This is a genomic window from Oceanobacillus damuensis (genome assembly GCF_001618145.1).
Taxonomy (GTDB): Bacteria; Bacillota; Bacilli; order Bacillales; family Amphibacillaceae; genus Oceanobacillus; species Oceanobacillus damuensis.
The window spans coordinates 1-24,222 of sequence record NZ_LQNF01000040.1; the positions used below are offsets into that span (position 1 = coordinate 1).

Below are 24,222 nucleotides of genomic sequence, written 5' to 3' on the forward strand. Positions count from 1 at the left end.
GAACCCCTAACCTCTTGATCCGTAGTCAAACGCTCTATCCAATTGAGCTACGGGCGCGTAAAAGCGAACCTATCTAATATAACACTTCCACCAAAGAATTGCAAGCACTTTTATGAAACCCAGAACAACCAAGTCTTTTAGCTAGCGATTGGTTTGCACTTAAGCAGCGAGGAATTTTTTATAATTCCTATCCACTTAAAAGGATGCGGTCGAGAGGACTTGAACCTCCACGGGTTATTCACCCACTAGGCCCTCAACCTAGCGCGTCTGCCATTCCGCCACGACCGCATATTAAATTAATTCAAGTGATGGTGCGGATGAAGGGAGTCGAACCCCCACGTCCGAAATGGACACTAGAGCCTGATTCTAGCGCGTCTGCCAATTCCGCCACATCCGCAAAATGGTGAGCCATGAAGGATTCGAACCTTCGACCCTTTGATTAAAAGTCAAATGCTCTACCGACTGAGCTAATGGCTCGTGTAATATGAGTATTTCTTTTTTTAACGACTGCGCACATTCTGTGCTCGTCGTGTTGTAAGTCCATTCAGTGATGAAGCACTCCTCGCAGGCCTGCACATAGTAGTTTTTCACTGATGTAGGCGGCCAGCTAATGGCTCAAACAGTAAATATTCTTGCCAATCAAGAAATCCACTTGATTTTTTAAGAATAAAAAAATACTATTCATTAAATAGTATCAACTTCTTTTATAAATAAAATGGCTGGGCCACCAGGATTCGAACCTGGGGTACACGGGATCAAAACCCGATGCCTTACCGCTTGGCTATGGCCCAACTAATGGCGGTCCGGACGGGACTCGAACCCGCGACCTCCTGCGTGACAGGCAGGCATTCTAACCAACTGAACTACCGGACCTAACTGTTTTTATTTAAAAGAAAGATGACCCGTACGGGATTCGAACCCGTGTTACCGCCGTGAAAGGGCGGTGTCTTAACCGCTTGACCAACGGGCCATGATTAGAATGGCGGAGAAGGAGGGATTTGAACCCTCGCGCCGCTTACACGACCTACACCCTTAGCAGGGGCGCCTCTTCAGCCACTTGAGTACTTCTCCATATGGCTCCACAGGTAGGATTCGAACCTACGACCGATCGGTTAACAGCCGATTGCTCTACCACTGAGCTACTGTGGAATAATTTTCAATATCACCATATTTTTTTACAATTCTCAAGATCATCATCAACCTGTTTAAAAGCTGTTAAAAGACCACTTTTAAAACAAAATAATTAACCGAAGAATATTTATGGCAACGAAAAATATAATACTACAATTTTATTTGATTGTCAAATGTTTTTTTTGAAATAAATTAGTCGCCAACCACATTTAATTTGTCAGCTTATTTAATTTACCACGGATGACATTTTTCGTCAATGGATTATTATACTTTTTTACTTCCACCTCTATGCTTCTCTTTTCTCCTTAAAAACTAATTCACCATGGCATTTTCCGCACCTGTATTTTTTCACGTCGACACGTCGCCTCCTATTGTATGCACGATTGCACTTTTTACAAGTATACCTATATCTGTAATCCTTCTTTTCTGATGGCAACGGGCTGCAATGTCTGGGGGATCCGGTTTCTTTCAGCAGTTTTCTGAAGTCTTTATCACGGTGCTTGTAACCTTTTCCTTCTATATGAAGATGATAATGACATAATTCATGTTTGATAATACCGATAAATTCATTTTCATCCATTTCTGTTGCGTATTTTGGATTAAGTTCAATTAATCTCTTAGCTGGAATATACCTTCCACCAGTTGTTCTGAGTCGATGATTGTACCGCACGTCATGCTGAAAGGGTTTATTGAAATATGTTTCCGAAAGATTATTTACTAAATGATATAATTCCTTTTCAACTAATAGGGTCATTTTCAAAAAAACTTCCTTATAAATAAATTTTCATCTTATTCTATCATATATTGAAATGTACCTTCAATCAGTATAAGTGCATCCTATCATACTTAAATAGATAGCACTTTTCGATTAAATGATCTTAAGACCTGCGAACCAATACAATTAAATATCCTCTCCCACTCCTTAAACCCTTCCAGTCACTGACTTCCAATCATGAACGATCTCTTCAAATTTTCAGTTTTCTCATCTAAATAAGTCAATTGATAATAGGTTTATTTCTTTCTACAATAGATACAGTCTTTATTAATTAAATAGAATACCGTATAAAGATAATCAATTAGAAATTAGATATGCATTGTAAAAGGATTTTTACTATTATTGACAAAAAATTATCAAGTATTAATCAACTATATTTATAGTAATCTGGTAATGATTGTGTTATTATAATAATTGCATTTAATCAAACGGGAGGGATACTATTTATGAGTGAAGAATTTAAAAACAAAAAGAAGATGACCACTGCATTCGGTGCTCCAGTGCCTAATGATGATGACTCTAAAACAGCTGGTTCTAGAGGTCCGTTATTAATGGAGGATTTCTGGTTCCTCGAAAAACTTGCACATTTCGATCGGGAAGTAATCCCTGAACGTCGTATGCATGCAAAAGGATCCGGTGCTTACGGTACTCTGACCATCACAAATGACATTACAAAATACACAAAAGCAAATATCTTCTCTGAGGTTGGAAAGAAAACAGATATGTTCCTTCGTTTCTCAACAGTTGCCGGCGAACGTGGTGCAGCTGATGCGGAGCGTGATATCCGCGGCGTTGCGATGAAGTTCTATACAGAAGAAGGTAACTGGGACTTGGTTGGTAACAATACTCCTGTATTCTTCTTCAGAGATCCAAAACGTTTCCCTGACCTTAACCACGTTGTTAAACGGGATCCAAAAACAAATATGCATAATCCGGAGGCCAACTGGGATTTCTGGTCAAATCTTCCGGAAGCTTTACATCAGGTCACAATCATTATGACTGACCGTGGTATCCCTAAAACATACAGACATATGAACTTGTTCGGAAGTCACACATACAGCATGTTTAACGCCGATAACGAACGCACGTGGGTCAAATTCCATTTCTATACAGAACAAGGAATTGAAAACTTAACTGACCAGGAAGCTGAAGCAGTAATTGGTAAAGACCGTGAAAGCCACCAAAAAGATTTATTTGAAACAATCAAACGTGGTGAATTCCCTAAATGGAAAATGTACATTCAAGTAATGACAGATGAAGAAGCAAAAAATATGCCTTATAACCCATTTGATTTAACAAAAGTCTGGTATAAAGGTGACTTCCCTCTAATTGAAGTTGGAGAGCTGGAACTTAACCGTAATCCGGAAAACTATTTTGAAGAAGTAGAGCAAGCTGCATTCGCTCCAACAAACATTGTACCTGGAATTGGTTTCTCACCAGATAAAATGTTGCAAGGAAGATTGTTCTCTTATGGGGATGCACAGCGTTATCGTTTAGGTGTCAACCATTGGCAAATTCCTGTAAACTATCCGAAAAATGTGAAGAACTTCCATCCATACCATCGTGATGGCGCAATGCGGGTTGAACCGTATCAAGGCGGTCAAATTTCATACAGCCCGAACAGCCATGGTGAGTGGAAGGACAGCCAAGAGCATCAGGAGCCTGCTTTAGAGCTTGGTGGAGATGCAAACTACTGGGACTTCGATGAAGATGATAGTCTATATTATGAGCAACCAGGGAAATTATTCAGATTGCAAAGCCCTGAAGCACAGCAAAGATTATTCGAAAACACTGCACGCAATATGCAGGGTACTACAAAAGAAACGCAGCTTCGTCACATTAACAATTGCTATAAAGCAGATCCAGCATATGGTGAAGGTGTAGCAAAAGCTCTAGGTATTCCAATGAGTGAAATTGAAGCTGCTGGTGAATTAGTATAATGCAGTATTGAAACGAAGCCACTGGACGCAAATCCAGTGGCTTCTTCACTTATAAAAAAATCTCATGTTTCCAAAACTTAATGACAGTCCCCCATTGCACGTACGCAGCTTAAAGTATTATGCTTTCTCCCACAAAAACAGGCTGAGCATCCAAAAGGACACCCAACCTGCAGCATATTACTTATCCTGTTTTATCATCGAGAGAGCAATTCTTCCTTTATTGGCATCGATTTGTTCAACCCAGACGGTTACAACATCTCCAACAGACACAACGTCCATAGGATGCTTCACAAATTTATTTGCCAATTTTGAAATATGAACAAGCCCATCCTGTTTGACACCGATATCAACAAACACTCCAAAATCAACGACATTCCGGACCGTGCCTTGCATTTCCATACCTGGTTTAAGGTCTTCCAAGGTCATTACATTTTGTTTAAGCAGTGGTTGTGGGAAATCTTCACGCGGGTCGCGCTCTGGCCGGCTCAATGCATCCATAATATCAATTAATGTAGGTTCACCGATTTCAAGACGCTCAGCTGTTTCCTTCTTATCTAACTCTTTCATTTTATCTCTAAGTTTTTCTGTTCCGATGTCGGCTAATTCACAATCAAGCATTTTCAAAAGCTGCTTCGTATGTGTATAGCTTTCCGGATGGATTGGCGTCCGATCCAATGGATTGTCCCCATCAATAATTCTTAGGAAACCAATCCCTTGTTCATAGGTTTTGGCTCCAAGTCGGGGGATTTTTTTCAATTGCTTCCGATCAGTAAATTTCCCCTCTTCATTTCGCTTATTTACAATGTTGTTGGCAACTGTTTTACTAAGCCCCGCTACATATTGCAATAACGAAGAAGAAGCTGTATTTACGTTTACCCCAACCTGGTTAACCGCTGTCTCGACTACAAATGACAGCGACTCGTTTAACGATTTTTGGCTTACGTCGTGCTGATATTGACCTACTCCGATTGACTTCGGATCAATTTTAACGAGTTCTGCCAATGGATCCTGTACTCTTCTCGCTATAGAAGCCGCACTTCTTTCTTCAACTTGCAGGTCTGGAAATTCCTCTCGTGCCAAGGCTGAGGCAGAATATACACTTGCTCCTGCTTCATTTACGATAATATATGGAATCTCCAATTTGTTGTTTGATATCACGTCAGAAATGAAATGCTCTGTTTCCCTTGATGCTGTGCCATTTCCAATCGCAATCAACTCAATATCATATCTCTTAATCATTTCCATAACAATTCTTTCTGACCCGGCAATATCATTCTTAGGGGCTGTAGGGTACATCACACTTACTTCATGGACTTTTCCGGTCTCATCCACAACTGCCAGCTTACAGCCAGTCCGAAAGGCAGGGTCTACACCAAGAATCGTTTTTCCTTTTAAAGGTGGCTGCAGCAACAGGCTTTTAAGATTGACAGAGAACACTTCAATAGCCTGTTCCTCTGCCTTTTCAGTTAATTGGTTACGTATTTCGCGTTCGATCGATGGCTGGATCAGCCGCTTATAACTGTCCTCAATGGAATCCTTTAAAATGCTTGCCAGCCTTTCCTCGGTCGTCCTTTTAACAACTTTTCTTTCAATAAATTGCCTAATACGCTCTACTGGTGGTTCTATTGACACTTTAAGGACATCTTCCTTTTCACCTCGGTTTAATGCTAATATCCGGTGTGACACTATTGAACGAACCGCTTCACTGTACTCATAATACATTTCATAAACGCCTTTTTCATCTTTCTCTTTATCTTTCACTTCTGATTGGATTGTCCCACGCTTAAATGTTTCTTCCCTTATATAATCCCGATATTCCGCATCATCGGAAATCCACTCTGCCATAATATCGTTGACACCTGTGAGAACTTGTTCAATTGTATGTAATTCGTGTTCTTCTGAGAAGTATTTTTCTGCCTCATGTTCCAAATCAACTGATTGCTGCTGCTTCCAAATTAGTTCTGCAAGTGGCTCAAGCCCTTTTTCCTTTGCAATCGTTGCTTTCGTTCTGCGTTTTTGTTTATAGGGTCTATACAGATCCTCTACGCGCTGCAGCTGTGTAGCCTGTTTTATTTCCCGCTCCAGCTCATCGGTTAATTTGCCTTGCTCCTCAATGATTCGCAGGACTTCTTGTTTTCTGTCGGATAGATTAACAACATAATTCCATTTATCCTGTACTGTTTTAATCTGTACTTCATCAAGTCCACCAGTAACTTCCTTTCGATACCTGGCAATAAAAGGAACCGTATTCCCTTCATCCAATAATTCGATTACCTTCGTAACTATATTTGTATTTACTTCCGATTCCTTGGATACCCATGCAATAAGATTTTTCTCTAACTGTTCTGCCACGGTTGTTCCTCCTTCATGTACCTATCTATTTTAACAAAAACCAATTTGAATTCCCAATCGGTAAAGGGACTGATATCTTTCCAAACAAAAAAAGACCGACATCCTGTCAGCCATCAAGGTGATTCCGATACATATCTCATCGCAATCAAGGTTGTATCATCTACTCTAACTTTATTACTCGTTTGTTCATATGTTCTAATGATGCTCTCTACATTTTTGTTGGTAAAAAAGCATTGAGACAGCTCTTTATCTTGAACTCCATCAGAGAACATAATAAAATTCGTACCCGATTCAAGTTTTTGTTTCATCACCTTAAAGGTACGGTGATATCCTGCTAAGTAACCAGAATTTGGAATATTTCGTTTTTTATCTTTATTATTGGTTATGGACATTATCCCAATATTACCGATGGAAGAAAAGGAGGAGATTTTACTGTTAAAATCCAGCTTTAATATTCCCAGGACTGCTCCACGTTTTCCTTGAAGCTGAGAATTACATACCTTCACAAGCTGCTCCACGGTTGCATGTATATTGCTTTTAATAATTTCAATTACAATTTGAGAGGATTCCTTTGCAAATTCGCCACTTCCGAGTCCATCTGCAATCGCACATACAAACTCATTATCTGTTTCCGTATAAAAATAACTGTCTCCACATTGATAATTTCCTTTTTTAGGTTTTTGATAAACTGAAACCTCAACTCTTTTTCCTGAAATCAATCGAAGACCTCCGAACTTTCAGACTGAATTGCCTCGCGAAGTTTTCTTAATGATCTTCTTTGCAGCCTTGAAACATGCATCTGGGATATTCCTAACAATTCGCCTGTTTCTTTTTGACTCATATTTTTAAAGTACGTACACTCTAGAATTTGTTGTTCTCGCTCTGAAAGAATAGGAAGAATTTTTTCAAGCATCATTTTCTGCTCGATGGAATCATAGCCATTCTCTTCATTTCCAACCAAATCAAGGATTGCAACCGTACTTCCATCTGAATCAGCTTCAATTTTACGATCCACAGAAAGTGCCTTATAGCTTTTACCCATTTCCATTGTTTCCAGAATCTCTTCTTCTGTAGCATCGAGATAATCTGCAATTTCGCTTACAGTAGGAGACGTTTGATTCATTGTTGTTAATTCGTCCACCGCTTTTTTGATTTTAGGTCCCAATTCTTTTATACGACGCGGAACATGGACACTCCATGTCTTATCACGGATAAATCGCTTAATTTCACCAATTATAGTAGGGATTGCGAAGGATTCAAATGATTTACCAAATGCTGGATCGTATCTTCTGACAGCGGCCAACAATCCTATCATTCCTACCTGCACCAAATCTTCATGAATAGCACTGTTTTTAGAATACTTACGGGCTATCGATCCGACCAGATCTTTATAGGTAAGTACAATTTTTTCTTGTATTTCCTCATCTGCGGGCTCTTTCTGGAGAAATTCAATCCATTGGTAAACCTCATCTCCCCCTCTATTGTGTGGTTGAGACTTGGTCGTCATCGATGTCCACCTCTTTTTCACTGACATACTTGGTCATTAAAACAATAACACCATAGTTATTATTTATCTTGACATCATCCATGAGAGCCTCGATTAAAAATAAGCCAAAACCGCCTTCTCTAAGCGTCTCGACCGGTTCCGTATTTTTATAAGGGCCAGTTCCGTTTTTCACCTCTGTTAAATTAAAACTTCCGCCATGATCGGCAATCATAATTTCGATATGGTCTTCATATATACCAAAACCGATTGTAATCTCACCTTGTTCTTTTTCATTATACGCGTGGCTCACCGCATTCGTTATAGCTTCAGATACTGCAACCTTCAAATCTTCAATTGCTTCATAGGAAAAACCCATTCTATTTGCAATACCGGACATTGTCAAACGGACGACACCCACATATTCTGCCTTAGCGGGAACCTTAATTTCTACAAAATCAAATCTTTCCATTACTCATTTCCACCTCGAATCGCAGCTCGTATATCTATAATATCATCCAATCCAGTAATTTCAAAAATACGTAAAACTCTATCCTGCAGATTAACCAATGTTAATTTGCTATTGCTTTCTTTTGCAGATTTCAGGGCGCTTATAAATACACCGAGACCTGTACTATCCATATAATTAACATTTTCCAGATTCACTTCTACTGTTTTTTCTTCTTCTTTAGTCAAGGGAAGTAATGTCTCTTTAAGCTTTGGAGCCGTATAAGCATCGATTTCTCCTGAAACATTTAAAATGGACTTTTCATTTTCTTCGATAACGTTCATTGTTAAATTCATGTTTTACCTCCTAATACGACTATTAATTATGTAATCCCTATCGTTTCAGACAGGCAATACTATATTAATTCTGCATTTGCTTCTTATTTTCCTCATGACTAACTGTTTACCCTATTTATAAAACTCTAAACGTCTTTTTACATATTTTTTCGAAGAACCAACAAAGTAAAATCGTCCCTTAATTGAAAGTCCTGTAATCTCTCGAAATGCTTATAAACATTTTCCACCATTTCCTGAGCTGGTAATTCGGAGTATTTCTTGATAATATCCAGCACTTCCTCATTTTCTATAAATCGATCGCCATCACGGCACTCTGTCACCCCGTCTGTAAGCAGGATAACCATATCATTTTTATTAATCGTCAGTTCATATTCCTTATAATCCGCATCAGGTGATACCCCCAGAACAAGTCCCTTTGTATCAAATTCCTTAAAGGTATCTGTTTCCGCGTTATAATAAAATCCCGGTTCATGACCAGCTGAAGAGAAGCTGAGTTTACTTTCCTCTGGCTGATAATGCGCATAGCACATCGTAATAAACATACTTTGATCTACATTTCGTTCTACAACCCGATTCAGGTTTTTCAGAATTGATTTCGGACTCATCGATTCTTCCGGGTAACTGTCCATGGCATACTTAATCATCGACATACATAACGCTGCAGGTATTCCTTTACCGATCACATCTGCGATTGCAATACCCAATGAGCCATCTTTCCCTTTGACAAAGTGATGATAGTCTCCATTCATCTGATGTGCCGGAACACTGATTACCCCAATATCCAACCCTTCGATCTCAGGCTTGCTTGTCCCGAGCAAAGTTTGCTGCATACTGGCAGCAACGGATATTTCCGATTGGAGAACATGCTTTTCCTCTCGCAGCAATGGGATCTCCTGCATTGCCAGTCCATAGAAAATCATTGCCTCGAGCAAAAAATTCATGGAATGCTTATATTCATCGGTCAGATCTTTACATATATCTGCCATGGCCTGAATATGCAAATTCACAATCTCTTCCGGTAATATGTTATTTTTTATAAAGGCTTTACTGACTTTCTCCACACCATACAAAGCCTGCTCATCTTGTGACTCCATATAGCTTCTTAATAATCTTTTATAACTTGAGGCATTTTTACTGATAACTTCTTCCATTTATATCCCCCTAAATTGTAAATAACAGGATACGAACCTTGAAAAATTGTTTGTCAGCAAAGCCGACAAACACCGATTTTATTTATATATTAGCGAACCCATTTTATTGCCTTAATCCTCGTGCCTTCTCCGATTTCAGAATTTATATCGAATTCATCCATCAGTCTCTTGACACCCGGAAGCCCTGCGCCCAGCCCGCCTGATGTAGTATATCCATCTTGCATGGCCTGACTTATATCAGAAATTCCCGGGCCCGAATCTACCGCAGTCATACATAATCCACGATGTTCTATGTTATCTATAATTTCAAAGCAGATCTGACCTTTTTCGGCATATAAGTATATATTACGAGCTAATTCGGATACAGCTGTAGCTATTCTAGCTTGGTCTACAGTGCCAAAACCTAACTTTTTGGCCATCTCGCGACCAAGCTGTCTAGCTCCAACAATATCCCACTCTTTATGAATATTTACACAGGACTGTGGTTCCATTTTTATACCCCCAATTCCTGTTGCAGCTTTAGTAGCCCTTGTTCAAGGTCTAATGCGGTCGGTACATTTTGAAGATGTATACCTAAGTCAATTAAAGTCATCGCTACAGCAGGCTGGATACCTGTTAGAACTACTTTTGCCCCCATTAAGTCTGACATTGAAACTACGTCGCCTAATACTTTCGCAATAAAGGAATCTATAATATCTACAGATGTTAAATCAATTACGACACCTGAGGCTCCGCTTTTATGAATCTTATCCAATAAATCTTCCTGAAACTGGATGGCTGTTTGATCATCTATTTCCGTTTGGATGGAAATAAGCAAATAATTATGGAGCTTAAGTATTGGTATTCGCACTAGTCTCACTCCCCCTGTATAGATTTTATCAGCTGTTCGATGTTGTTTTCTTTAACCTCTATATCTACTACGTGTCGCCCTGTAATTTCAAGCGCCTTTGTGAAACCTTTCTTCAAAGAACTTTTCGTAGGGAAATTACTCAAATCTATGCCCAGATTGACGATGGTTTGGGCGATTTCAGGACGAATGCCAACAAGTATACAAGTTGACCCAATTAGTCGAACTGCTTCTGCAGCTTGTATAATATGGTGCGCAACCATCGTATCTACCACCGGTACTCCCGTAATATCAATTAACACGACCTCTGAATTATGTTTAATAGCACCTTCGAGGAGGTTTTCCATAATCAACTTTGCACGCTCGGTATCAATCGTACCAATTAACGGCATAATTGTGATGCCTTCCATTACAGGTATAAGTGGTGCAGATAATTCCTGGAGTGCAACCCGCTGAAGTGATAAAATATGTTCCCAGCTACCAGAGTATTCGTTAACAAGCTCACGAATAAGGGGTTCAACCCAGTTATCAACACTAGTCAGCACGTTGGAAAAATAGGTTGAATCCATTTCATCAGATTGTGTCAGCAAATATTCTGTTGATACTCTTCTGAAAACCTGTAACCCATCCGTAATATAGCTTAACGGCCAGCCCAGATTGATTATTTTTTCTGAGAAGTCTTCAACTGCCTTTGTGGACCCCTGATTTCGTATACTCGTAAAAATCACATTGACAAATTCACGATTTGTACCTTCATATAATTCGTCAGAAATTGTTGCAGTGTAATTACCTGACTTTAAAGAACCGATTTCCTCCATCCATTTTTGTACAATCGAATCACTGTTATCAATAACTAATTGTTTGAATTTAGAATCCATCATTTTCCCCCCGCTGCTATTTTAATTGCACATATAATTGCTTATCGGCAGGTCAAGCCATTATCCATAATCCTCAAAAGTATTGTAACATACAACGACCCCACCAAAAAGTTTTTAAAACCTCTGTAAATACATTGTAAAAAGACATACTAGAAAGCTAACTATTATATATACCCTGATTCTGGATTTTTAAAACATCATAAAATTTCCTGCCACCAATTCTTTCGGTGACAGCCTTAGATGCACTTATGCAGAAAGGTAAGTCTATCCTTTCCGCCAATCAAAAAATACCCTGTCTCATCTGAGAAGGGTATTTTCAGTTACCACTATATACATCTTTAAGTCCAAGACTGATTTCTACAGCCTGATTGATTTTATCCATCATTTCTTTATCCAGCTTAGTAATTTTATCAGTTAAGCGTTGCTTATCCAATGTTCTGATCTGTTCAAGCAGAATTACAGAATTCCGATCAAAACCATACCGTTTGGCATCAATTTCAACATGGGTAGGCAATTTAGCTTTTTGGATCTGTGCTGTAATTGCTGCTACGATAACCGTCGGGCTGAATCGGTTACCAATATCATTCTGGAGGATCAATACCGGGCGTACGCCTCCCTGCTCTGATCCAACCACAGGGGATAAGTCAGCGAAGTATACCTCGCCTCTTTGAACGATCAAATTATTACACCCCGATCACAGAGCGCTCTAGGGTGTTTTCAGCCTCCTCTTCGGCTTGAAAGGCTTCTGAAGCAATCGTCAAATTTATACGGCCCATTTCTTCATATCCACGCTGCATTGTTTCCTGGAAACGTTGGATATGTTCTTCTTTTTTATGGTTTAAATAGTTTTGTGTTGCTTGACATATAAAATCGCTTAAATCGCTATTTTCATACTTCATTAGCCCATCCACCTCATTCAGTAGGTTTTTTGGTAACTTAACCAAGATTTCCTGTAAGCTCTCTGACAAAACCATGCACCTCCGACAACTGTTAACGATCAATATGAAATTCTATTTAATAATAGCATTGAATCAGGTTGTTTGCAAAGGGGTTCAGGCGAATTTCTTAAAAAAATCCATGTTTTTGTCGTTTAATATTAATTTTCAAGTGGTAAACATTAATGTTATTAGTTAATTTTGCCAGCCTTTCCCAGTTTATGGGTTACTGATCAATTTTATGCATCCCTGTAAAATATATGCCTATCCATGAAAAACATGCGTATTGTTTCTCCAAATAATGCTGTTTCCAGAGCGGTCGCCGAAGATGCTCATTAGGCTGTGACGCATTTTAAATCAACTACGAACATTGAAAAGAAAACAAAACCTACGATTAAAACCAAAGAAATAAAGGCAGGCTCATTCCCAAGTGAGCCTGCCGTATAACTATATTAGTCTATTTTGCAACCTGACCTTGAACAGATTCTGCTATTTGAATCATTTCTTCTCTGGTCAGTTCATCACTGGCGAGCGTAAAGTCTATTCCATTATAGCTCCACTCGATTGTATTCTGTGAAAGTGCTGCTATCGTATGGCCCAGATTTACGATGTCACCATTGACCTCCTGAGGAGAAGATAAAACGGGACTTGTATGATTTCTTTCTTCAACTAAAGTAAAATTCTTATCTCCCTCAAATGTCAAAATAACCCTCTTGCCGTTCTCGAGCTCAACTTCCTTCTTTTCCAATATTTCCGCTCCAGCTGTATACGAAGGGTACAGAACCGTTAAATCTTCCACATCAGATTCTTCTGCCTGTGCTGAAGCTTCTTCATCTCCCGTTTCACTGCTTGTCATATTTTTCTCCATTGTAAAATCGTCTTCGTTGAATGCAGGGTCCATTTCAAAATTGGAAAAGTTAACTTCGACCAATGCATTTTGATCCTTATCCAAAACCTTTACCACAGCAGGCGTGTAAGAGTTTTTGTCAAAATAAATCTCCTGGTATGGCAGATTGTTGTTGCTTTGATAATTCGTTTTTGTTTTAAAGACATAATGGTTTTCGGTAGATTCAAATGCAGCTTCTGTATCTTTCAATACGTCATTGATCAGAGATTGATATAAATACGGCTGGCTGCTGTTATCCGGCCATTCCGTTTGAAATTTAAAGCTTTTATCAAGTGCTGGAGTTAAAACAAACACACCATCTTCATTTTTTAGTATAATCTGACTTTCTTTTTGATCAAGGCTGTTCTCCAAAGACACACGATAAAAATCCTCCTGCTTATACCATACTTCAATATTAAATTTTTGCTCTTCCTGCCCAGTATTCATGGACATTTCTGCCTTTGTCTTATAACCTGTCATGTCCTCCAGATTTTCTTCCAGTTTAGCAATAACATCTTCCTGTGATTTTTCACCACAAGCTGCCAGCAATACTATCAATAAGGCTAGAACAAAAGCCACGCGATAAGCATAAATCTTTTTCATCGACATATCTCCCTTGTCTCAATTAACAAAGGGAACATCATCACGCATTATCAAGAAAATGTACGATACACTTTTGAAATACCATCAATTACATCTGTTGCAAGCAAATCATAGAATGAGTGCGCCTGCTCCACTTGTATATCCGCGGATTTTCCGTGAATAAAACAGGCATTGCAAACAGCCTCAATTATACTTTGTTCCTGCATAATCATTGCAAGCGCAATCCCCGTCAGTACATCGCCGCTTCCACCTTTGGCGAGTCCGGGGTTTCCGCTTGTTTCTACAACTTGAATTCCAAAGGGGGATGTAATGATTGTATTTTTTCCTTTGAGTACAACGTATACTCCATATTCCTTTGCAAATTCATGTGTATAACGGAATGGTGCTGACAAAAGCTCCCCAACAGGAAGATCCATTAACATTGCCATCTCCCCTGGATGCGGTGTAATGATTGCTGGGTAAGTTCTTTCTTTTAATGCATGAAGAGAGTTCCTCACATGATATAATCCATCGGCATCCACAATGATCGGGCAGTGTGCTTTTTGAATGACATGCCTCACCAAGTCCCCCGTTTCCTCTCTTCTGCCCATTCCAATACCAAGCGCAATTGCATCAAAGCTTTCAATAGGGAGGTCCTGGTCAATTACTAAATGTCCGTCATTATCTCCCAGTTTCATAAACATGGCTTCCTGACACAAAGGCGCAATCATTGAGATTACTTCCTCGGTGGTTCCGGCAGTAATTAATCCTCCTCCGGCTTTAAGAGCTGCCTTTGTTGACATTGCAATTGCACCAGGCATTTGTCTATTTCCTCCGATTAGCAAACCTTTGCCATGATTGCCTTTATGAGCATATTTTTTCCGGGTCGGCAGTGTCTTTTTAAAGTCCTTTTCTGTCCATAAGCTACGGTCAGCAAATTTGTGAAAGGCCTGCTGGGGAAATCCTATCGCTAATGTTTCCCATTTTCCATAATAGGATGCTGTTTCTTCAAGAAATGCACTCTCTTTTGCCGCACCGACTGCAAACGTGTAATCTGCGATGATGGAAGTAAAAGATGCTGAATGTTCACCTGCAGGTAAACCAGTTGGGATGTCTACTGAAATAACACAGACATTTGATTGATTGATAACCGAAACGACTTCAGAAAACGGAGGCTTCAAATCCCCTTCAACACCGATTCCAAGCATAGAATCAATTACTACATCTGACAGCTCCACTATCTTCCGTATAGCGGAGGTCTGTCTTTCGCAAATAACTTTACCATCGCATTTGTGAAATAGACTTTTATGATAAAGGGCATCTCCTCTAATTTTTTCATCGGAAACAATCTGTATGACCTGGACATCATATCCTTTATCAAGTAATGTTCTCGCTATAACAAATCCATCTCCACCATTGTTGCCTGGTCCGACAAAAACACTTATACGGTCGTGAGAGCCCACAATCCCCATCACCTTATCACTAACCGCCCTGCCCGCATTTTCCATCAGCAGCCTGCCATCCATTCCAATCTCATGCATCGTGTAATGATCGATATCGTACATTTCTTTTGCGGTGACAATATACATTTCGTTCCCTCCTACCCGCAGTAAAATATATGAGACAACCTTACTGAATATGCAATAAACCTAAGTTCCCTCGGTTTCCAAAACCACTTGAGCTGCAGCGTATTCCTTGCTGTGGGTGATTGAAACGAATATATTATACTCTTCATACCCCTTAGCCGTCAGAACAGGTGCGCCATTAGAATCATTGAGTACTTCAATATCCTGGAAGCTCAAACGTCCAATACCTGTTCCTACAGCTTTTGCAAATGCCTCTTTCGCAGCAAATCTACCTGCAATATATTCGACTCTGCGATTAAAAGATGGGAGCGAACCATATGACTCTTGCTCATTCTCCGTCAGAATACGATCAGCAAATCTTTCATTCCGATCAAGGCTGGCCTTTATTCTATTTAGCTCAATCAAGTCCATTCCAATTCCTCTTATCATTTGTTTACCCTTCATTCCATTTGGATTTATAACTGCTGTCACGCATCTTACATTGGTCATATCGATAAATATTACGTATTATAATAATAGTAACTCACTTTCAAAAGATGTTCAAAACATCATATTAAAGGTGAAACATTTATGTAGAGGGGGGTTCCCTTAATTGTTTATCAGGAATGAGAGAAGCGTTAAAGAATTTATGCAATTTTATCCGATTGTATCTGCCTTCGTCATAATCAATTTAATCCTTTGGTTCATCAGAAATTTTTTGGGACTGCAAATAGGATGGGATATCTATCATTGGGGAATCGGCAGTAATCTTCTTATAGAAATGGGTGAGTACTGGAGGCTCGTAACACCAATTTTTCTTCATGCCGATTTGATGCATGTTTTGTTTAATTCTTTTTCACTCGTATTGTTCGGACCTGCTCTGGAACAAATGCTTGGGAAATATAAATTCATCCTTGCCTATTTAGGGGCCGGGATAATCGCAAATATTGCCACTTACTTTCTCGGACCGATTTCTTACCTGCATCTTGGAGCTTCAGGCGCAGTATTTGGCCTCTTCGGTATATATGCCTTTATGGTTTCATTCAGGAAAAACCTGATTGATCAGGGAAGCTCGCAAATTATTATGATTATTTTAGCCGTTTCATTGGCAATGACCTTCCTTAGAAGCGGAATCAACATTTATGCGCATATCTTTGGCTTTATCGGTGGTTTTGTCATTGCACCGCTCATTCTTTTCAATGTACGCGCATACTCGCCTTGGCGGATGAGGCGGAGCTACCAGGATGACGATTCCATCCAGTTCGATCCTAATCGGTGGAACAGAAAACGTCGCATTCCATATGCACTCAGAAAAAACATATTTTGGATTATATTGGGTATATTGGTTGTTTTCGGCCTACTGAGCAGATTTTAAATAAGCGCATAAGAAAAAGCCCCTGTTTCCAGGAGCTTTTTCTTTTTTAATTATTGATCACGGTTTCTGCGCTGGAAATTACCTTTACGGTTTCTTCCGCCCTGGTTCCGTCCGCCTTGACCGCGTTGGCCATAAAAACGTTTATTGTTCGAGCGACGGCTGTCTTTAGAATTGTGCGCTTTCTTCACACTGATTGGTGCAACGGAAGAAATCTTAACAGGTGTATCTCTGCGCTCTTTTGTTAACATGCTTAAAGCTGCTGCAATCACTGTAATAGAATCGTTGTCTTCCAATAATTCCTTCGCAGCTTCCTGATATGGTTGCAGGTCTTTCTGATTAATTGTTTTCACAATCTTATCAATCGTTACTTGCTGCTGTCCTCTTTGAGCATCCTGATTGCTTGGTGGCACTAAGCGTTTCATTTTACTCTTCGTCGTTTTTTCGATTAAATGCAAGTGCGCAATTTCTCTAGGTGTGATGAAGGAAATGGCTTCCCCTGTACGTCCAGCTCTTCCTGTACGTCCAATACGGTGAACATAGCTTTCCGGATCCTGTGGTATATCGAAATTGTATACGTGAGTAACACCCGAAATATCAAGACCACGCGCAGCTACATCTGTAGCTACCAATACGTCCACACGTCCGCCTTTAAATTTATTTAAAACGGACATACGTTTCCCTTGCGTCAGGTCACCATGAATCCCTTCAGCACGATATCCTCTTGCTTGTAATCCTTCAGTTATTTCATCTACACGTTTTTTCGTTCTGCTAAATACAATTGCCAAATCAGGTGAATTGATATCCATATGATTATTTAACGTATCGAACTTATACTTTTCAGGAATCTCAACAAAATATTGGTCAATATTTTCTACCGTCATTTCTTTCGCTTTCACTTTAACTTCTTTCGGTGTTTTCATCAATGTAGTAGCGATGTTACGGATTTCTTTAGGCATTGTTGCCGAGAAAAGCAATGTTTGACGTTCGGATGGGATACCCTTAAGAATATCGCGGATATCATCAATGAATCCCATGTTTAACATTTCATCCGCTTCATCCAATACAGCTGTCTGAACAGCATCAATACGGATTGTCTTTCTGCGCATATGATCCAGTAGTCTTCCTGGAGTAGCAACCACAATCTGTGGGCCATCCTTCAATGCACGAATTTGACGATCCATTGGCGATCCACCATAAATAGATAATGCACGAACACCTGTGAATTTCGCTAATCGATTTAATTCTTCAGCAACCTGAATTGCAAGCTCTCTTGTAGGGGCTACAACCAAGCCTTGAATTTTCTTTAATTTTGAATCTATCTTGTTAATCATCGGAATACCGAAGGCTGCTGTTTTACCTGTTCCTGTTTGTGCCTGTCCAATAACATCGTTACCTTCCATTGCTAATGGAATTGTCTCTGCTTGGATTGGTGTTGCTTCCTCAAACCCCATTTTTTCTAATGCTTTCATAATTGGGGCTGATACACCCAGTTCGTTAAATTTTGTCACCTAATAGTCGACTCCTTTTTTTGTGAAAATTTATTCGCAAAAGAGGCCCATGAAATTTTCTCATACTTTATTCTTTAAATAATTTTCCCGCCTGAACATGCAGATAAATCCTTCCGAATTATCATTTTCCGCTCTTTTTCGCAGCATGGATGCGCTTCGTTATCGCAGAAATGAAAATGCGCTGATAATGATTGTTTATACCAGCTATTAAAAAGGGAATATAAGACCTGAACTCGTATCATTATATTTTATTCATATTAAAGTACAAAAAAGGCTTCACCTGTACGTGGTAAGAGGCCTCGAAACTAATGCTTTCATTATCATACCACATATATTACTTTTATATCTACTATATGGCTTAATGATTTTTTTCTCTTGCCATGTTAGAATTAGTGATACTACCCGAGTCTAACCCCTCAAAGGATGGTAGTCATATTAACCTGAAAATAAAACTTTCCTTTTTTCGACAGGATTTCAATCTCAGGAAAGATATTACACAAAATTGCAAAGGATGTTTATCATGCGTCTTCCTCCATTCAATCCATATGCTGCAGTTGTAATTGGTGTAATAGCTGTATCGACTTCGGCAATCTTAGTAAAGCTTGCTGCAGGTACCCCTTCAGCCATCATTGCTAATTACAGATTATTATTTGCAGTTCTGATCATGTTACCCATTGTTTTGTTAAAATACAGGCATGAATTTCGCTTGATTAGTAAAAAAAACTGGATGCTTTCTATTCTTGCCGGAGTCTTTTTGGCATTTCATTTCATTCTGTGGTTTGAATCATTAAACTATACATCCGTAGCCAGTTCAGTAGTGCTTGTAACGATGCAGCCAATCTTCGCCTTTATTGGAACTTATCTGCTTTTCCAGGAAAGGTTTTCATATGGCACGATCATCAGTATGATCATTGCCTTATTTGGAAGCATCATTATTGGCATAGGAGATTTTCAAATTGGTGGTATGGCGCTATTTGGTGATATCCTTGCATTGCTTGGTGCAATAGCCGTCACTTTCTATTTCTTATCGGGGCAAAGTGTAAGAAAGCACTTATCACTCATGACCTATACGTTTATCGTTTATGGAGTCAGCTCTGTCACATTAATAATTTACAATTTAATATTGCAAAATCCATTCTTTGGATACCCCGCTGATCATTGGTGGGTCTTCCTTGCCTTGGCAATTGTACCTACATTTTTGGGACATACGCTATTTAACTGGGCTTTGAAATGGCTGAGTACGTCCACCATTTCGATGGGGATTATATTTGAACCGATCGGGGCAAGTATACTTGCATACTTTATACTAGGCGAATCTTTGACATGGTCTCAATTTTTGGGTGGTACGATCGTTATATTTGGCCTGTTGTTATTTATTATGAGTACCTCAAGAAAAGCGAAGGTAACCATATCCAGAAAAAGTCTGAAGTAGTTATAGGCTTAAGGAATGTGGATAAGGTAAGCAAAAGTGAAAGTGAAAGCGCCATGCAGGGTGGGGGAAGTCTCGCTCGTGGATGTGGATTTTATGGAAATAAACCAATCGTTGTAAAAAGCCTGCTCCCGTTTTTTAAAGGAGCAGGCCATTTATTCTGTTTTTTCGACGAGAAAGTGATATACCATCCCATTTAGTGTGTCTTTATCGTCCCCAAGACAAATGAGGTGCCTTGACCGATCAAAAAACACAACTTCCTTTTGCTCGGAGTGAATTTCCTTGTCCAGATAATAGGCTGTCTTATATGGAACCATACCATCCTGATGGCCTTGTGCAATCAATACAGGCGATTCAACCTTATCCAGGTAACGACGCGTAAACCTGACTAATTTCATAAATTCAAAATTCGCCCTGAGTGGTACGGAACCAAATTTCTTCTTGTAATGGTTATACAATTTATTTTCATCGAGTGTACCTCTGATTCCATCCCCAATTACTTCAGCAATATCAAGTCCGATTTGCTTAAAGCTTAAATACTTCCCTGAAGTCGCCAACAAGACGAGCTTGTCAATTTTGTATTTAGCAGCGAGATAGGCAGCGATCATACCTCCCATGGAAAATCCGATCAAGTAAATCTCATCGTAGTTTTTCTGAAGTTTTTTCAATTCGTTTTCTGCTGATTTAATCCATTTTTTATAGGATACATTTTCCAAGTTAAGTTCACTGCCATGCCCTGGCAATGTCGGGACTTCGATATGCCAATCTGTATTTTCTTTAAGAAATTCAGCCAGAGGATCAACTTCATATGGTCCGCCTGTATATCCGTGTATCACCAAACATGCAATCATCGTATATTCTCCTCTTCTTCTCGCTTCCTTCCCCATCTTTATCTTCTTCCGTATTGCTTCTTCCTATTAAAAATTAATTGACTTTCCTTTTCCTGTTTTTACAAAATAAGTATTGGTTCTTCTTGTTCTGACGTAACAAGAAGATTACCTGAAATTTTTAATTAGTGAACTGAATTGTTTAACAATTGGTGTAACCTGATGATAAGTACTTGCTAATTGTCCGACTGTCGATAGTACTTTATCAAAATCTATCTGACCATTGTTATTATAAAAATAGGATGCTGGCCCACCGGAAGGGTTTCCTGCAAGACCTCCAGCCGGCCCTGCCGCTCCAAAATTTCCAGATGTACCTAAGCCATTGCCGTTATCTGCCATTGAGGTTGGGTTTATTTTCGGTTCATTGGGCCATTGCTCAGGCAGTTCAGGCTTTGCAAAAATTTCATATGGTGTCTGGGCTATTTCCGGAATGTTCCAGCTTTGATTCTGATGTGTTGTATAATATGGATATGGATGGTGGTTATAATTGACTGGTGGGTAATCTTGGGGTAGCTTATAGGGTCGATATTCATATTGCATTCCTGTACACCTCTTTCCAAATTCCTGTTTATAATAGATTATGCGGTCCTAATAAAAGTGTGTGGAGCCAAGAGTCTTTCCTATTTGCTAAAGCCGTCGAAAAGTGAACTGTAATGGGATGCATTATCATCCAGTCCCAATGCATACTTAATTTTGTTCCTTTGATACCCCAGAATCACTTCCTGATCATCAATGAAAGTTGCCGGTGTCCCGTATATCTCCTTCGATTGCAGTTCCTTCATATATCTATCGTTTTCTGTAACGTTTCTTGTTATATATGAAATGCCGTTATCCTTTAATAATCTTATCACTTTGTCTGCTTCCTTGCTGTGGTCACTTACATAAATTATTACCTGTGAATTGTTCATATCTTTTCCTCCCGGCGTTTCGCCTCTTATGACTTTTTCTATATTTTTCTAGTACCCGCTCCCTTAATCAGTTAAACCGAAAGTAACGAAAAATATTACAAATTAATTACGGTAAACAGGTATTTAGTCTTATTATTTTTTACAAAAAGCTTAAAATAAAAGTGTGGAGGCCGTTTACAGAGGTAATAATTTGTGCCACATAGGATATAGACTAGTCTGATATACCTACTCGATGTGGCGATTTTAATGGCCTCCCTTATAATTTACTCTAGATAGCCAAATTATTATTTTTTACAATCATAATTTGCGAAGTGAGGTGCCCAATTTTTTCAGCAGCAAAGCAGCAGCTACTTTTTCTTCTATAGTTAATATTCCCATAATATCCTTAATCCTTTCCCAATGGTCGGGAAAAATGCCGTTCACCAAATCCGTGCCACGGGGAGTTATTTTCGCATAAGTAATACGGCTGTCTTCTGAAAATTGCTCACGGAAAAGGTAATCCTTCTTCTCCAGCTTATTGATTACATAGGTGATGCTGCCACTTGAAAGCAGTATCCTTCTTTCGTTTGTTGTTAACGAAATAACCACATATTTCTTTTGGTCCTATAGATAATAAATAATGAAGCAAGCGATAAAAACGGATATGTCCCACTAAATACAACCAGTAAAATAAATATCAGTCCATACAAGCCATCAGTGGTATTTAGTGCAGATTGTTTTGTAAGCAGTCTTATTTCCTTGTTTAATTTAATTTGAAAATTATAGAAAAATGTACTGCAATGCAGAAGCAATAACAATAGAAGCCACTCGTTTTGATTAATGCTATAGTAAATGATCAAAGGGACTGACAGAATGAGTCCTCCTGCGAGCACCCAGCGTATATAAGCTTTCTTATATTCAGGCACATCCCAAGGCAGAACCTGAACGATATCGTCTCTAAATCGATCACTGAAAAAGCTTGCTGCTATGTCGGAATAGGAATAAATTGTTACTGCAATACCAAGATGAAAGAGCGAATCATTATTAATAAACAGCAAAACAACAAGCATCAGTAAAAATGTACCTGTAAATTGAAACAGCAATGGACTTTGCTTACCAAAGTAGATCTTCCAAAGACGATTATATACAGCCTTATCGGCATTAAATGGCTTCTTTCTCTTCTTCGTATGTTGCATAACGCTGTATTTTTTCTGTCTTTTAAATTTAGTTTGTGATACTTGACCGATTAGCCACATATTCCAAATGTTATAATCCCCGGTCTCGGTTACTTTGCCCCAATTTACTTTTTGAAAGACAGTCCTTATCAAAATAAAGTTTATGACTATGATAATTCCAAACAGAAGAATCCCGCTCAAGGGAGATCCTATATATAGCCCAATCCCATTAATGATCAATATTAATAATAAACATCCTGTCTTTATCAGGAAACGCTGCTGAAAAAGCTTCCATTGCGGTATAACCATAAAAATGTCGTAAAGAACAAACAGCATTATGCAGCTAATTATAAAAGAAAATGATAATCGCGAAATAGTCAGTAATATAATTAGAGTCACTGTATATAAAGCAAGCTGTTTTAACAGCTTTTCCAAAATGGCCAAAGACCAAATTTTTTCCCGACTTATAGGCAGCAACGTCAATTGGTACTCAGAACTGGAAAAAACCATCCCTGGTTCTCTAAATGATTTAATGACATAACGAATGGGGAGTGCACTTAAAATAAGCCAAAATCCGATTGTTGCATTTTGCTCGATACTGAAAAAGTAACCGTGAAACATTTCCAGGAAGTCCCCGAAAATAAATAAACCTGCAATCATATAACCGCACAGAACCATTGTATATATGGCGATAACTTTATCAAACATCAGGTCAAAGGCCTTTTTATATATTTTTTTCTTTTTCAGGAACCTATTTCTTCGGACAAAAAGATAGCTTTTCCATACCGTGGTATTTGCTTTCATTCTGACCTTCTCCTCTGAATGGTCATAAACTCGCCAATCGGCCCTTCTGACTCTATTCTTCCTTGCCGGAGCATAATATACCGATCTGCAATGTGTTTTACTTTTTCTATTTGGTGCGTAGTCAAGATAATCGTGGCACCTGATTCTGCCTTTTCTTTTATTATTCCCTCCAAATAATCCATTGCATAAATATCAAGTCCCATAAAAGGTTCGTCGATCAATAAAACCGGTGTGTCCGGAAGTAAGGAACAGATGGTCTGCACCTTCTGTCTCATCCCTTTGGAGAGGGACTCCGGATATTCATCAAGTTTATCATCGATTTCAAAACCCTTGCTCCATATTTCGATCCTATCATGAAGCAGCTCATCTGAAAGTTCATAGCTCATACCATAAAGCTGAAAATGCTGCATCACTGTCAGCTCCGTCAGCAATAGGGGTTCCTCAGGTAAATAGGAAAGTTTTCTTTTAAAGTCCAGGAAGGAATCATCCTGACTCAAATTTCCATTAATACTAATTTGACCTGCTGATTTCTCCATAACACCCATAATTGCTTTAATTAATGTGGATTTCCCTGCACCATTATGGCCAACCAACGCGAGGACAGAACCCTCCTCCAATGAGAAAGTAATATTTTCAAGCAGCTTTTTCTCGTTAATTACTACAGACATGTCCCTGATTTCAATTACAGGCATCATTTCACCCCATCTTTATTTATATCTGTTTTAACTATACGAAATATAGCCGGGAAAAGTTCCATCCGGTTGTATAAACAGCTGCAGCTATTCCGGTGAGCGCGCCCCATAAGACGATAAAAAGAGCCATGAGCTA

Annotated in this window: 25 protein-coding genes and 8 tRNA genes; 3 read left to right on the forward strand and 30 right to left on the reverse strand. The window is 39.1% G+C overall.

Translation table 11 applies throughout. From position 1 onward, the window contains the following. Positions 1-204 precede the first annotated feature (204 nt). The 9 genes from A4245_RS17260 to A4245_RS17300 all read right to left on the reverse strand — a co-directional run bounded on the left by A4245_RS17260 (position 205) and on the right by A4245_RS17300 (position 1,885). A tRNA-Leu gene (locus A4245_RS17260) sits at positions 205-288 on the reverse strand. Between the two features lie 21 nt (positions 289-309). Further along, positions 310-397 (reverse strand) — tRNA-Leu (locus A4245_RS17265). A 4-nt stretch (positions 398-401) separates the two neighbouring features. Then, a tRNA-Lys gene (locus A4245_RS17270) sits at positions 402-477 on the reverse strand. A 239-nt stretch (positions 478-716) separates the two neighbouring features. Next, a tRNA-Gln gene (locus A4245_RS17275) sits at positions 717-791 on the reverse strand. 5 nt (positions 792-796) lie between these two features. Further along, positions 797-873 (reverse strand) — tRNA-Asp (locus A4245_RS17280). Between the two features lie 25 nt (positions 874-898). Then, positions 899-970, reverse strand: a tRNA-Glu gene (locus A4245_RS17285). Between the two features lie 10 nt (positions 971-980). Next, positions 981-1,071, reverse strand: a tRNA-Ser gene (locus A4245_RS17290). 3 nt (positions 1,072-1,074) lie between these two features. Then, positions 1,075-1,149, reverse strand: a tRNA-Asn gene (locus A4245_RS17295). A gap of 268 nt (positions 1,150-1,417) precedes the next feature. Further along, positions 1,418-1,885 (reverse strand): SprT family protein, encoded by a 468-nt coding sequence (locus A4245_RS17300; protein WP_067730240.1) that lies wholly within the window; start codon positions 1,883-1,885, stop codon positions 1,418-1,420. 467 nt (positions 1,886-2,352) lie between these two features. Here A4245_RS17300 and A4245_RS17305 point away from each other — a divergent pair, with 467 nt between their 5' ends. Then, positions 2,353-3,846: a catalase gene (locus A4245_RS17305; protein ID WP_067730244.1), complete on the forward strand. Its 1,494-nt coding sequence runs from the start codon at positions 2,353-2,355 to the stop codon at positions 3,844-3,846. A gap of 177 nt (positions 3,847-4,023) precedes the next feature. On the opposite strand, the gene A4245_RS17310 is transcribed toward A4245_RS17305, so the two are convergent. The 14 genes from A4245_RS17310 to acpS all read right to left on the reverse strand — a co-directional run bounded on the left by A4245_RS17310 (position 4,024) and on the right by acpS (position 15,779). Continuing rightward, positions 4,024-6,198, reverse strand: coding sequence for a Tex family protein (locus tag A4245_RS17310; RefSeq protein ID WP_067730245.1), 2,175 nt, complete (start codon positions 6,196-6,198; stop codon positions 4,024-4,026). Between the two features lie 113 nt (positions 6,199-6,311). Further along, the gene (locus A4245_RS17315; protein ID WP_067730246.1) at positions 6,312-6,917 is read right to left on the reverse strand and encodes a protein phosphatase 2C domain-containing protein; all 606 of its coding nucleotides are present in this window, start codon (positions 6,915-6,917) and stop codon (positions 6,312-6,314) included. Next, positions 6,914-7,705 (reverse strand): RNA polymerase sigma factor SigB, encoded by a 792-nt coding sequence (sigB, locus tag A4245_RS17320; RefSeq protein WP_067730247.1) that lies wholly within the window; start codon positions 7,703-7,705, stop codon positions 6,914-6,916. Before sigB ends, A4245_RS17315 begins: the two co-directional genes overlap by 4 nt. Continuing rightward, positions 7,677-8,153 carry an anti-sigma B factor RsbW gene (gene rsbW / locus A4245_RS17325; RefSeq protein WP_067730249.1) on the reverse strand — a complete coding sequence of 159 codons (477 nt, stop codon included), beginning with the start codon at positions 8,151-8,153 and terminating at the stop codon, positions 7,677-7,679. The genes sigB and rsbW overlap by 29 nt, the downstream gene beginning before the upstream one ends. Continuing rightward, complete coding sequence (locus tag A4245_RS17330; protein WP_067730250.1) at positions 8,153-8,485, reverse strand: STAS domain-containing protein; 333 nt, start codon at positions 8,483-8,485, stop codon at positions 8,153-8,155. Before A4245_RS17330 ends, rsbW begins: the two co-directional genes overlap by 1 nt. Positions 8,486-8,622: 137 nt before the next feature. Beyond that, the gene (locus tag A4245_RS17335) at positions 8,623-9,636 is read right to left on the reverse strand and encodes a PP2C family protein-serine/threonine phosphatase (protein WP_067730253.1); all 1,014 of its coding nucleotides are present in this window, start codon (positions 9,634-9,636) and stop codon (positions 8,623-8,625) included. Between the two features lie 89 nt (positions 9,637-9,725). Then, on the reverse strand, positions 9,726-10,127 hold the full coding sequence (locus A4245_RS17340) for an anti-sigma regulatory factor (RefSeq protein WP_067730255.1): 402 nt from the start codon (positions 10,125-10,127) through the stop codon (positions 9,726-9,728). Between the two features lie 2 nt (positions 10,128-10,129). After that, positions 10,130-10,486 (reverse strand): STAS domain-containing protein, encoded by a 357-nt coding sequence (locus A4245_RS17345; RefSeq protein WP_067730256.1) that lies wholly within the window; start codon positions 10,484-10,486, stop codon positions 10,130-10,132. A gap of 5 nt (positions 10,487-10,491) precedes the next feature. Then, positions 10,492-11,361, reverse strand: a complete 870-nt coding sequence (locus tag A4245_RS17350) for an RsbT co-antagonist protein RsbRA (RefSeq protein ID WP_067730257.1) — start codon at positions 11,359-11,361, stop codon at positions 10,492-10,494. A 316-nt stretch (positions 11,362-11,677) separates the two neighbouring features. Continuing rightward, complete coding sequence (locus A4245_RS17355) at positions 11,678-12,040, reverse strand: type II toxin-antitoxin system PemK/MazF family toxin (protein ID WP_067730258.1); 363 nt, start codon at positions 12,038-12,040, stop codon at positions 11,678-11,680. 4 nt (positions 12,041-12,044) lie between these two features. After that, the gene (locus A4245_RS17360) at positions 12,045-12,329 is read right to left on the reverse strand and encodes a CopG family ribbon-helix-helix protein (protein ID WP_084268855.1); all 285 of its coding nucleotides are present in this window, start codon (positions 12,327-12,329) and stop codon (positions 12,045-12,047) included. Positions 12,330-12,753: 424 nt separating this feature from the next. Then, positions 12,754-13,785: a LolA family protein gene (locus tag A4245_RS17365; protein WP_067730262.1), complete on the reverse strand. Its 1,032-nt coding sequence runs from the start codon at positions 13,783-13,785 to the stop codon at positions 12,754-12,756. A 50-nt stretch (positions 13,786-13,835) separates the two neighbouring features. After that, positions 13,836-15,353, reverse strand: a complete 1,518-nt coding sequence (locus A4245_RS17370; RefSeq protein WP_067730263.1) for a bifunctional ADP-dependent NAD(P)H-hydrate dehydratase/NAD(P)H-hydrate epimerase — start codon at positions 15,351-15,353, stop codon at positions 13,836-13,838. A gap of 60 nt (positions 15,354-15,413) precedes the next feature. Further along, positions 15,414-15,779: a holo-ACP synthase gene (gene acpS, locus A4245_RS17375; RefSeq protein WP_067730264.1), complete on the reverse strand. Its 366-nt coding sequence runs from the start codon at positions 15,777-15,779 to the stop codon at positions 15,414-15,416. A 163-nt stretch (positions 15,780-15,942) separates the two neighbouring features. Here acpS and A4245_RS17380 point away from each other — a divergent pair, with 163 nt between their 5' ends. Continuing rightward, positions 15,943-16,704 carry a rhomboid family intramembrane serine protease gene (locus tag A4245_RS17380; protein WP_067730266.1) on the forward strand — a complete coding sequence of 254 codons (762 nt, stop codon included), beginning with the start codon at positions 15,943-15,945 and terminating at the stop codon, positions 16,702-16,704. A gap of 50 nt (positions 16,705-16,754) precedes the next feature. On the opposite strand, the gene A4245_RS17385 is transcribed toward A4245_RS17380, so the two are convergent. Beyond that, a complete protein-coding gene (locus tag A4245_RS17385; RefSeq protein WP_067730267.1) occupies positions 16,755-18,212 on the reverse strand; it encodes a degradosome RNA helicase CshA in 1,458 nt (485 codons plus the stop codon). 520 nt (positions 18,213-18,732) lie between these two features. Between A4245_RS17385 and A4245_RS17390 the strand changes: the two genes are divergently transcribed. Beyond that, the gene (locus A4245_RS17390; RefSeq protein ID WP_067730268.1) at positions 18,733-19,644 is read left to right on the forward strand and encodes a DMT family transporter; all 912 of its coding nucleotides are present in this window, start codon (positions 18,733-18,735) and stop codon (positions 19,642-19,644) included. A 152-nt stretch (positions 19,645-19,796) separates the two neighbouring features. Here the strand turns inward: A4245_RS17390 and A4245_RS17395 are convergent, their stop codons facing one another. From A4245_RS17395 to A4245_RS17420, 6 genes are all read right to left on the reverse strand, one after another. Continuing rightward, complete coding sequence (locus A4245_RS17395; protein WP_067730269.1) at positions 19,797-20,492, reverse strand: alpha/beta hydrolase; 696 nt, start codon at positions 20,490-20,492, stop codon at positions 19,797-19,799. A 144-nt stretch (positions 20,493-20,636) separates the two neighbouring features. Beyond that, on the reverse strand, positions 20,637-21,068 hold the full coding sequence (locus A4245_RS17400) for a YppG family protein (protein ID WP_067730270.1): 432 nt from the start codon (positions 21,066-21,068) through the stop codon (positions 20,637-20,639). 80 nt (positions 21,069-21,148) lie between these two features. Continuing rightward, positions 21,149-21,436 (reverse strand): glutaredoxin family protein, encoded by a 288-nt coding sequence (locus tag A4245_RS17405; protein WP_067730271.1) that lies wholly within the window; start codon positions 21,434-21,436, stop codon positions 21,149-21,151. Between the two features lie 297 nt (positions 21,437-21,733). Then, on the reverse strand, positions 21,734-22,024 hold the full coding sequence (locus A4245_RS17410) for a MarR family winged helix-turn-helix transcriptional regulator (RefSeq protein WP_067730272.1): 291 nt from the start codon (positions 22,022-22,024) through the stop codon (positions 21,734-21,736). Then, positions 22,009-23,394 carry a hypothetical protein gene (locus A4245_RS17415; RefSeq protein ID WP_067730274.1) on the reverse strand — a complete coding sequence of 462 codons (1,386 nt, stop codon included), beginning with the start codon at positions 23,392-23,394 and terminating at the stop codon, positions 22,009-22,011. The genes A4245_RS17410 and A4245_RS17415 overlap by 16 nt, the downstream gene beginning before the upstream one ends. Next, positions 23,391-24,086 carry an ABC transporter ATP-binding protein gene (locus tag A4245_RS17420; RefSeq protein ID WP_067730276.1) on the reverse strand — a complete coding sequence of 232 codons (696 nt, stop codon included), beginning with the start codon at positions 24,084-24,086 and terminating at the stop codon, positions 23,391-23,393. Before A4245_RS17420 ends, A4245_RS17415 begins: the two co-directional genes overlap by 4 nt. Between the last annotated feature and the right edge of the window lie 136 nt (positions 24,087-24,222).

Excerpts from the sequence above, each read along its gene's own strand:
- A4245_RS17405 (WP_067730271.1), bottom strand. The coding sequence starts at position 21,436 with ATGAACAATTCACAGGTAATAATTTATGTAAGTGACCACAGCAAGGAA.
- rsbW (WP_067730249.1), bottom strand. The coding sequence starts at position 8,153 with ATGGAAAGATTTGATTTTGTAGAAATTAAGGTTCCCGCTAAGGCAGAA.
- A4245_RS17340 (WP_067730255.1), bottom strand. The coding sequence starts at position 10,127 with ATGGAACCACAGTCCTGTGTAAATATTCATAAAGAGTGGGATATTGTT.
- A4245_RS17330 (WP_067730250.1), bottom strand. The coding sequence starts at position 8,485 with ATGAATTTAACAATGAACGTTATCGAAGAAAATGAAAAGTCCATTTTA.
- A4245_RS17370 (WP_067730263.1), bottom strand. The coding sequence starts at position 15,353 with ATGTATATTGTCACCGCAAAAGAAATGTACGATATCGATCATTACACG.
- A4245_RS17305 (WP_067730244.1), top strand. The coding sequence starts at position 2,353 with ATGAGTGAAGAATTTAAAAACAAAAAGAAGATGACCACTGCATTCGGT.
- A4245_RS17335 (WP_067730253.1), bottom strand. The coding sequence starts at position 9,636 with ATGGAAGAAGTTATCAGTAAAAATGCCTCAAGTTATAAAAGATTATTA.
- A4245_RS17395 (WP_067730269.1), bottom strand. The coding sequence starts at position 20,492 with ATGATTGCATGTTTGGTGATACACGGATATACAGGCGGACCATATGAA.
- sigB (WP_067730247.1), bottom strand. The coding sequence starts at position 7,705 with ATGACGACCAAGTCTCAACCACACAATAGAGGGGGAGATGAGGTTTAC.
- A4245_RS17350 (WP_067730257.1), bottom strand. The coding sequence starts at position 11,361 with ATGGATTCTAAATTCAAACAATTAGTTATTGATAACAGTGATTCGATT.
- A4245_RS17415 (WP_067730274.1), bottom strand. The coding sequence starts at position 23,394 with ATGAAAGCAAATACCACGGTATGGAAAAGCTATCTTTTTGTCCGAAGA.
- A4245_RS17300 (WP_067730240.1), bottom strand. The coding sequence starts at position 1,885 with ATGACCCTATTAGTTGAAAAGGAATTATATCATTTAGTAAATAATCTT.
- acpS (WP_067730264.1), bottom strand. The coding sequence starts at position 15,779 with ATGATAAGAGGAATTGGAATGGACTTGATTGAGCTAAATAGAATAAAG.
- A4245_RS17420 (WP_067730276.1), bottom strand. The coding sequence starts at position 24,086 with ATGCCTGTAATTGAAATCAGGGACATGTCTGTAGTAATTAACGAGAAA.
- A4245_RS17365 (WP_067730262.1), bottom strand. The coding sequence starts at position 13,785 with ATGAAAAAGATTTATGCTTATCGCGTGGCTTTTGTTCTAGCCTTATTG.
- A4245_RS17400 (WP_067730270.1), bottom strand. The coding sequence starts at position 21,068 with ATGCAATATGAATATCGACCCTATAAGCTACCCCAAGATTACCCACCA.
- A4245_RS17390 (WP_067730268.1), top strand. The coding sequence starts at position 18,733 with ATGCGTCTTCCTCCATTCAATCCATATGCTGCAGTTGTAATTGGTGTA.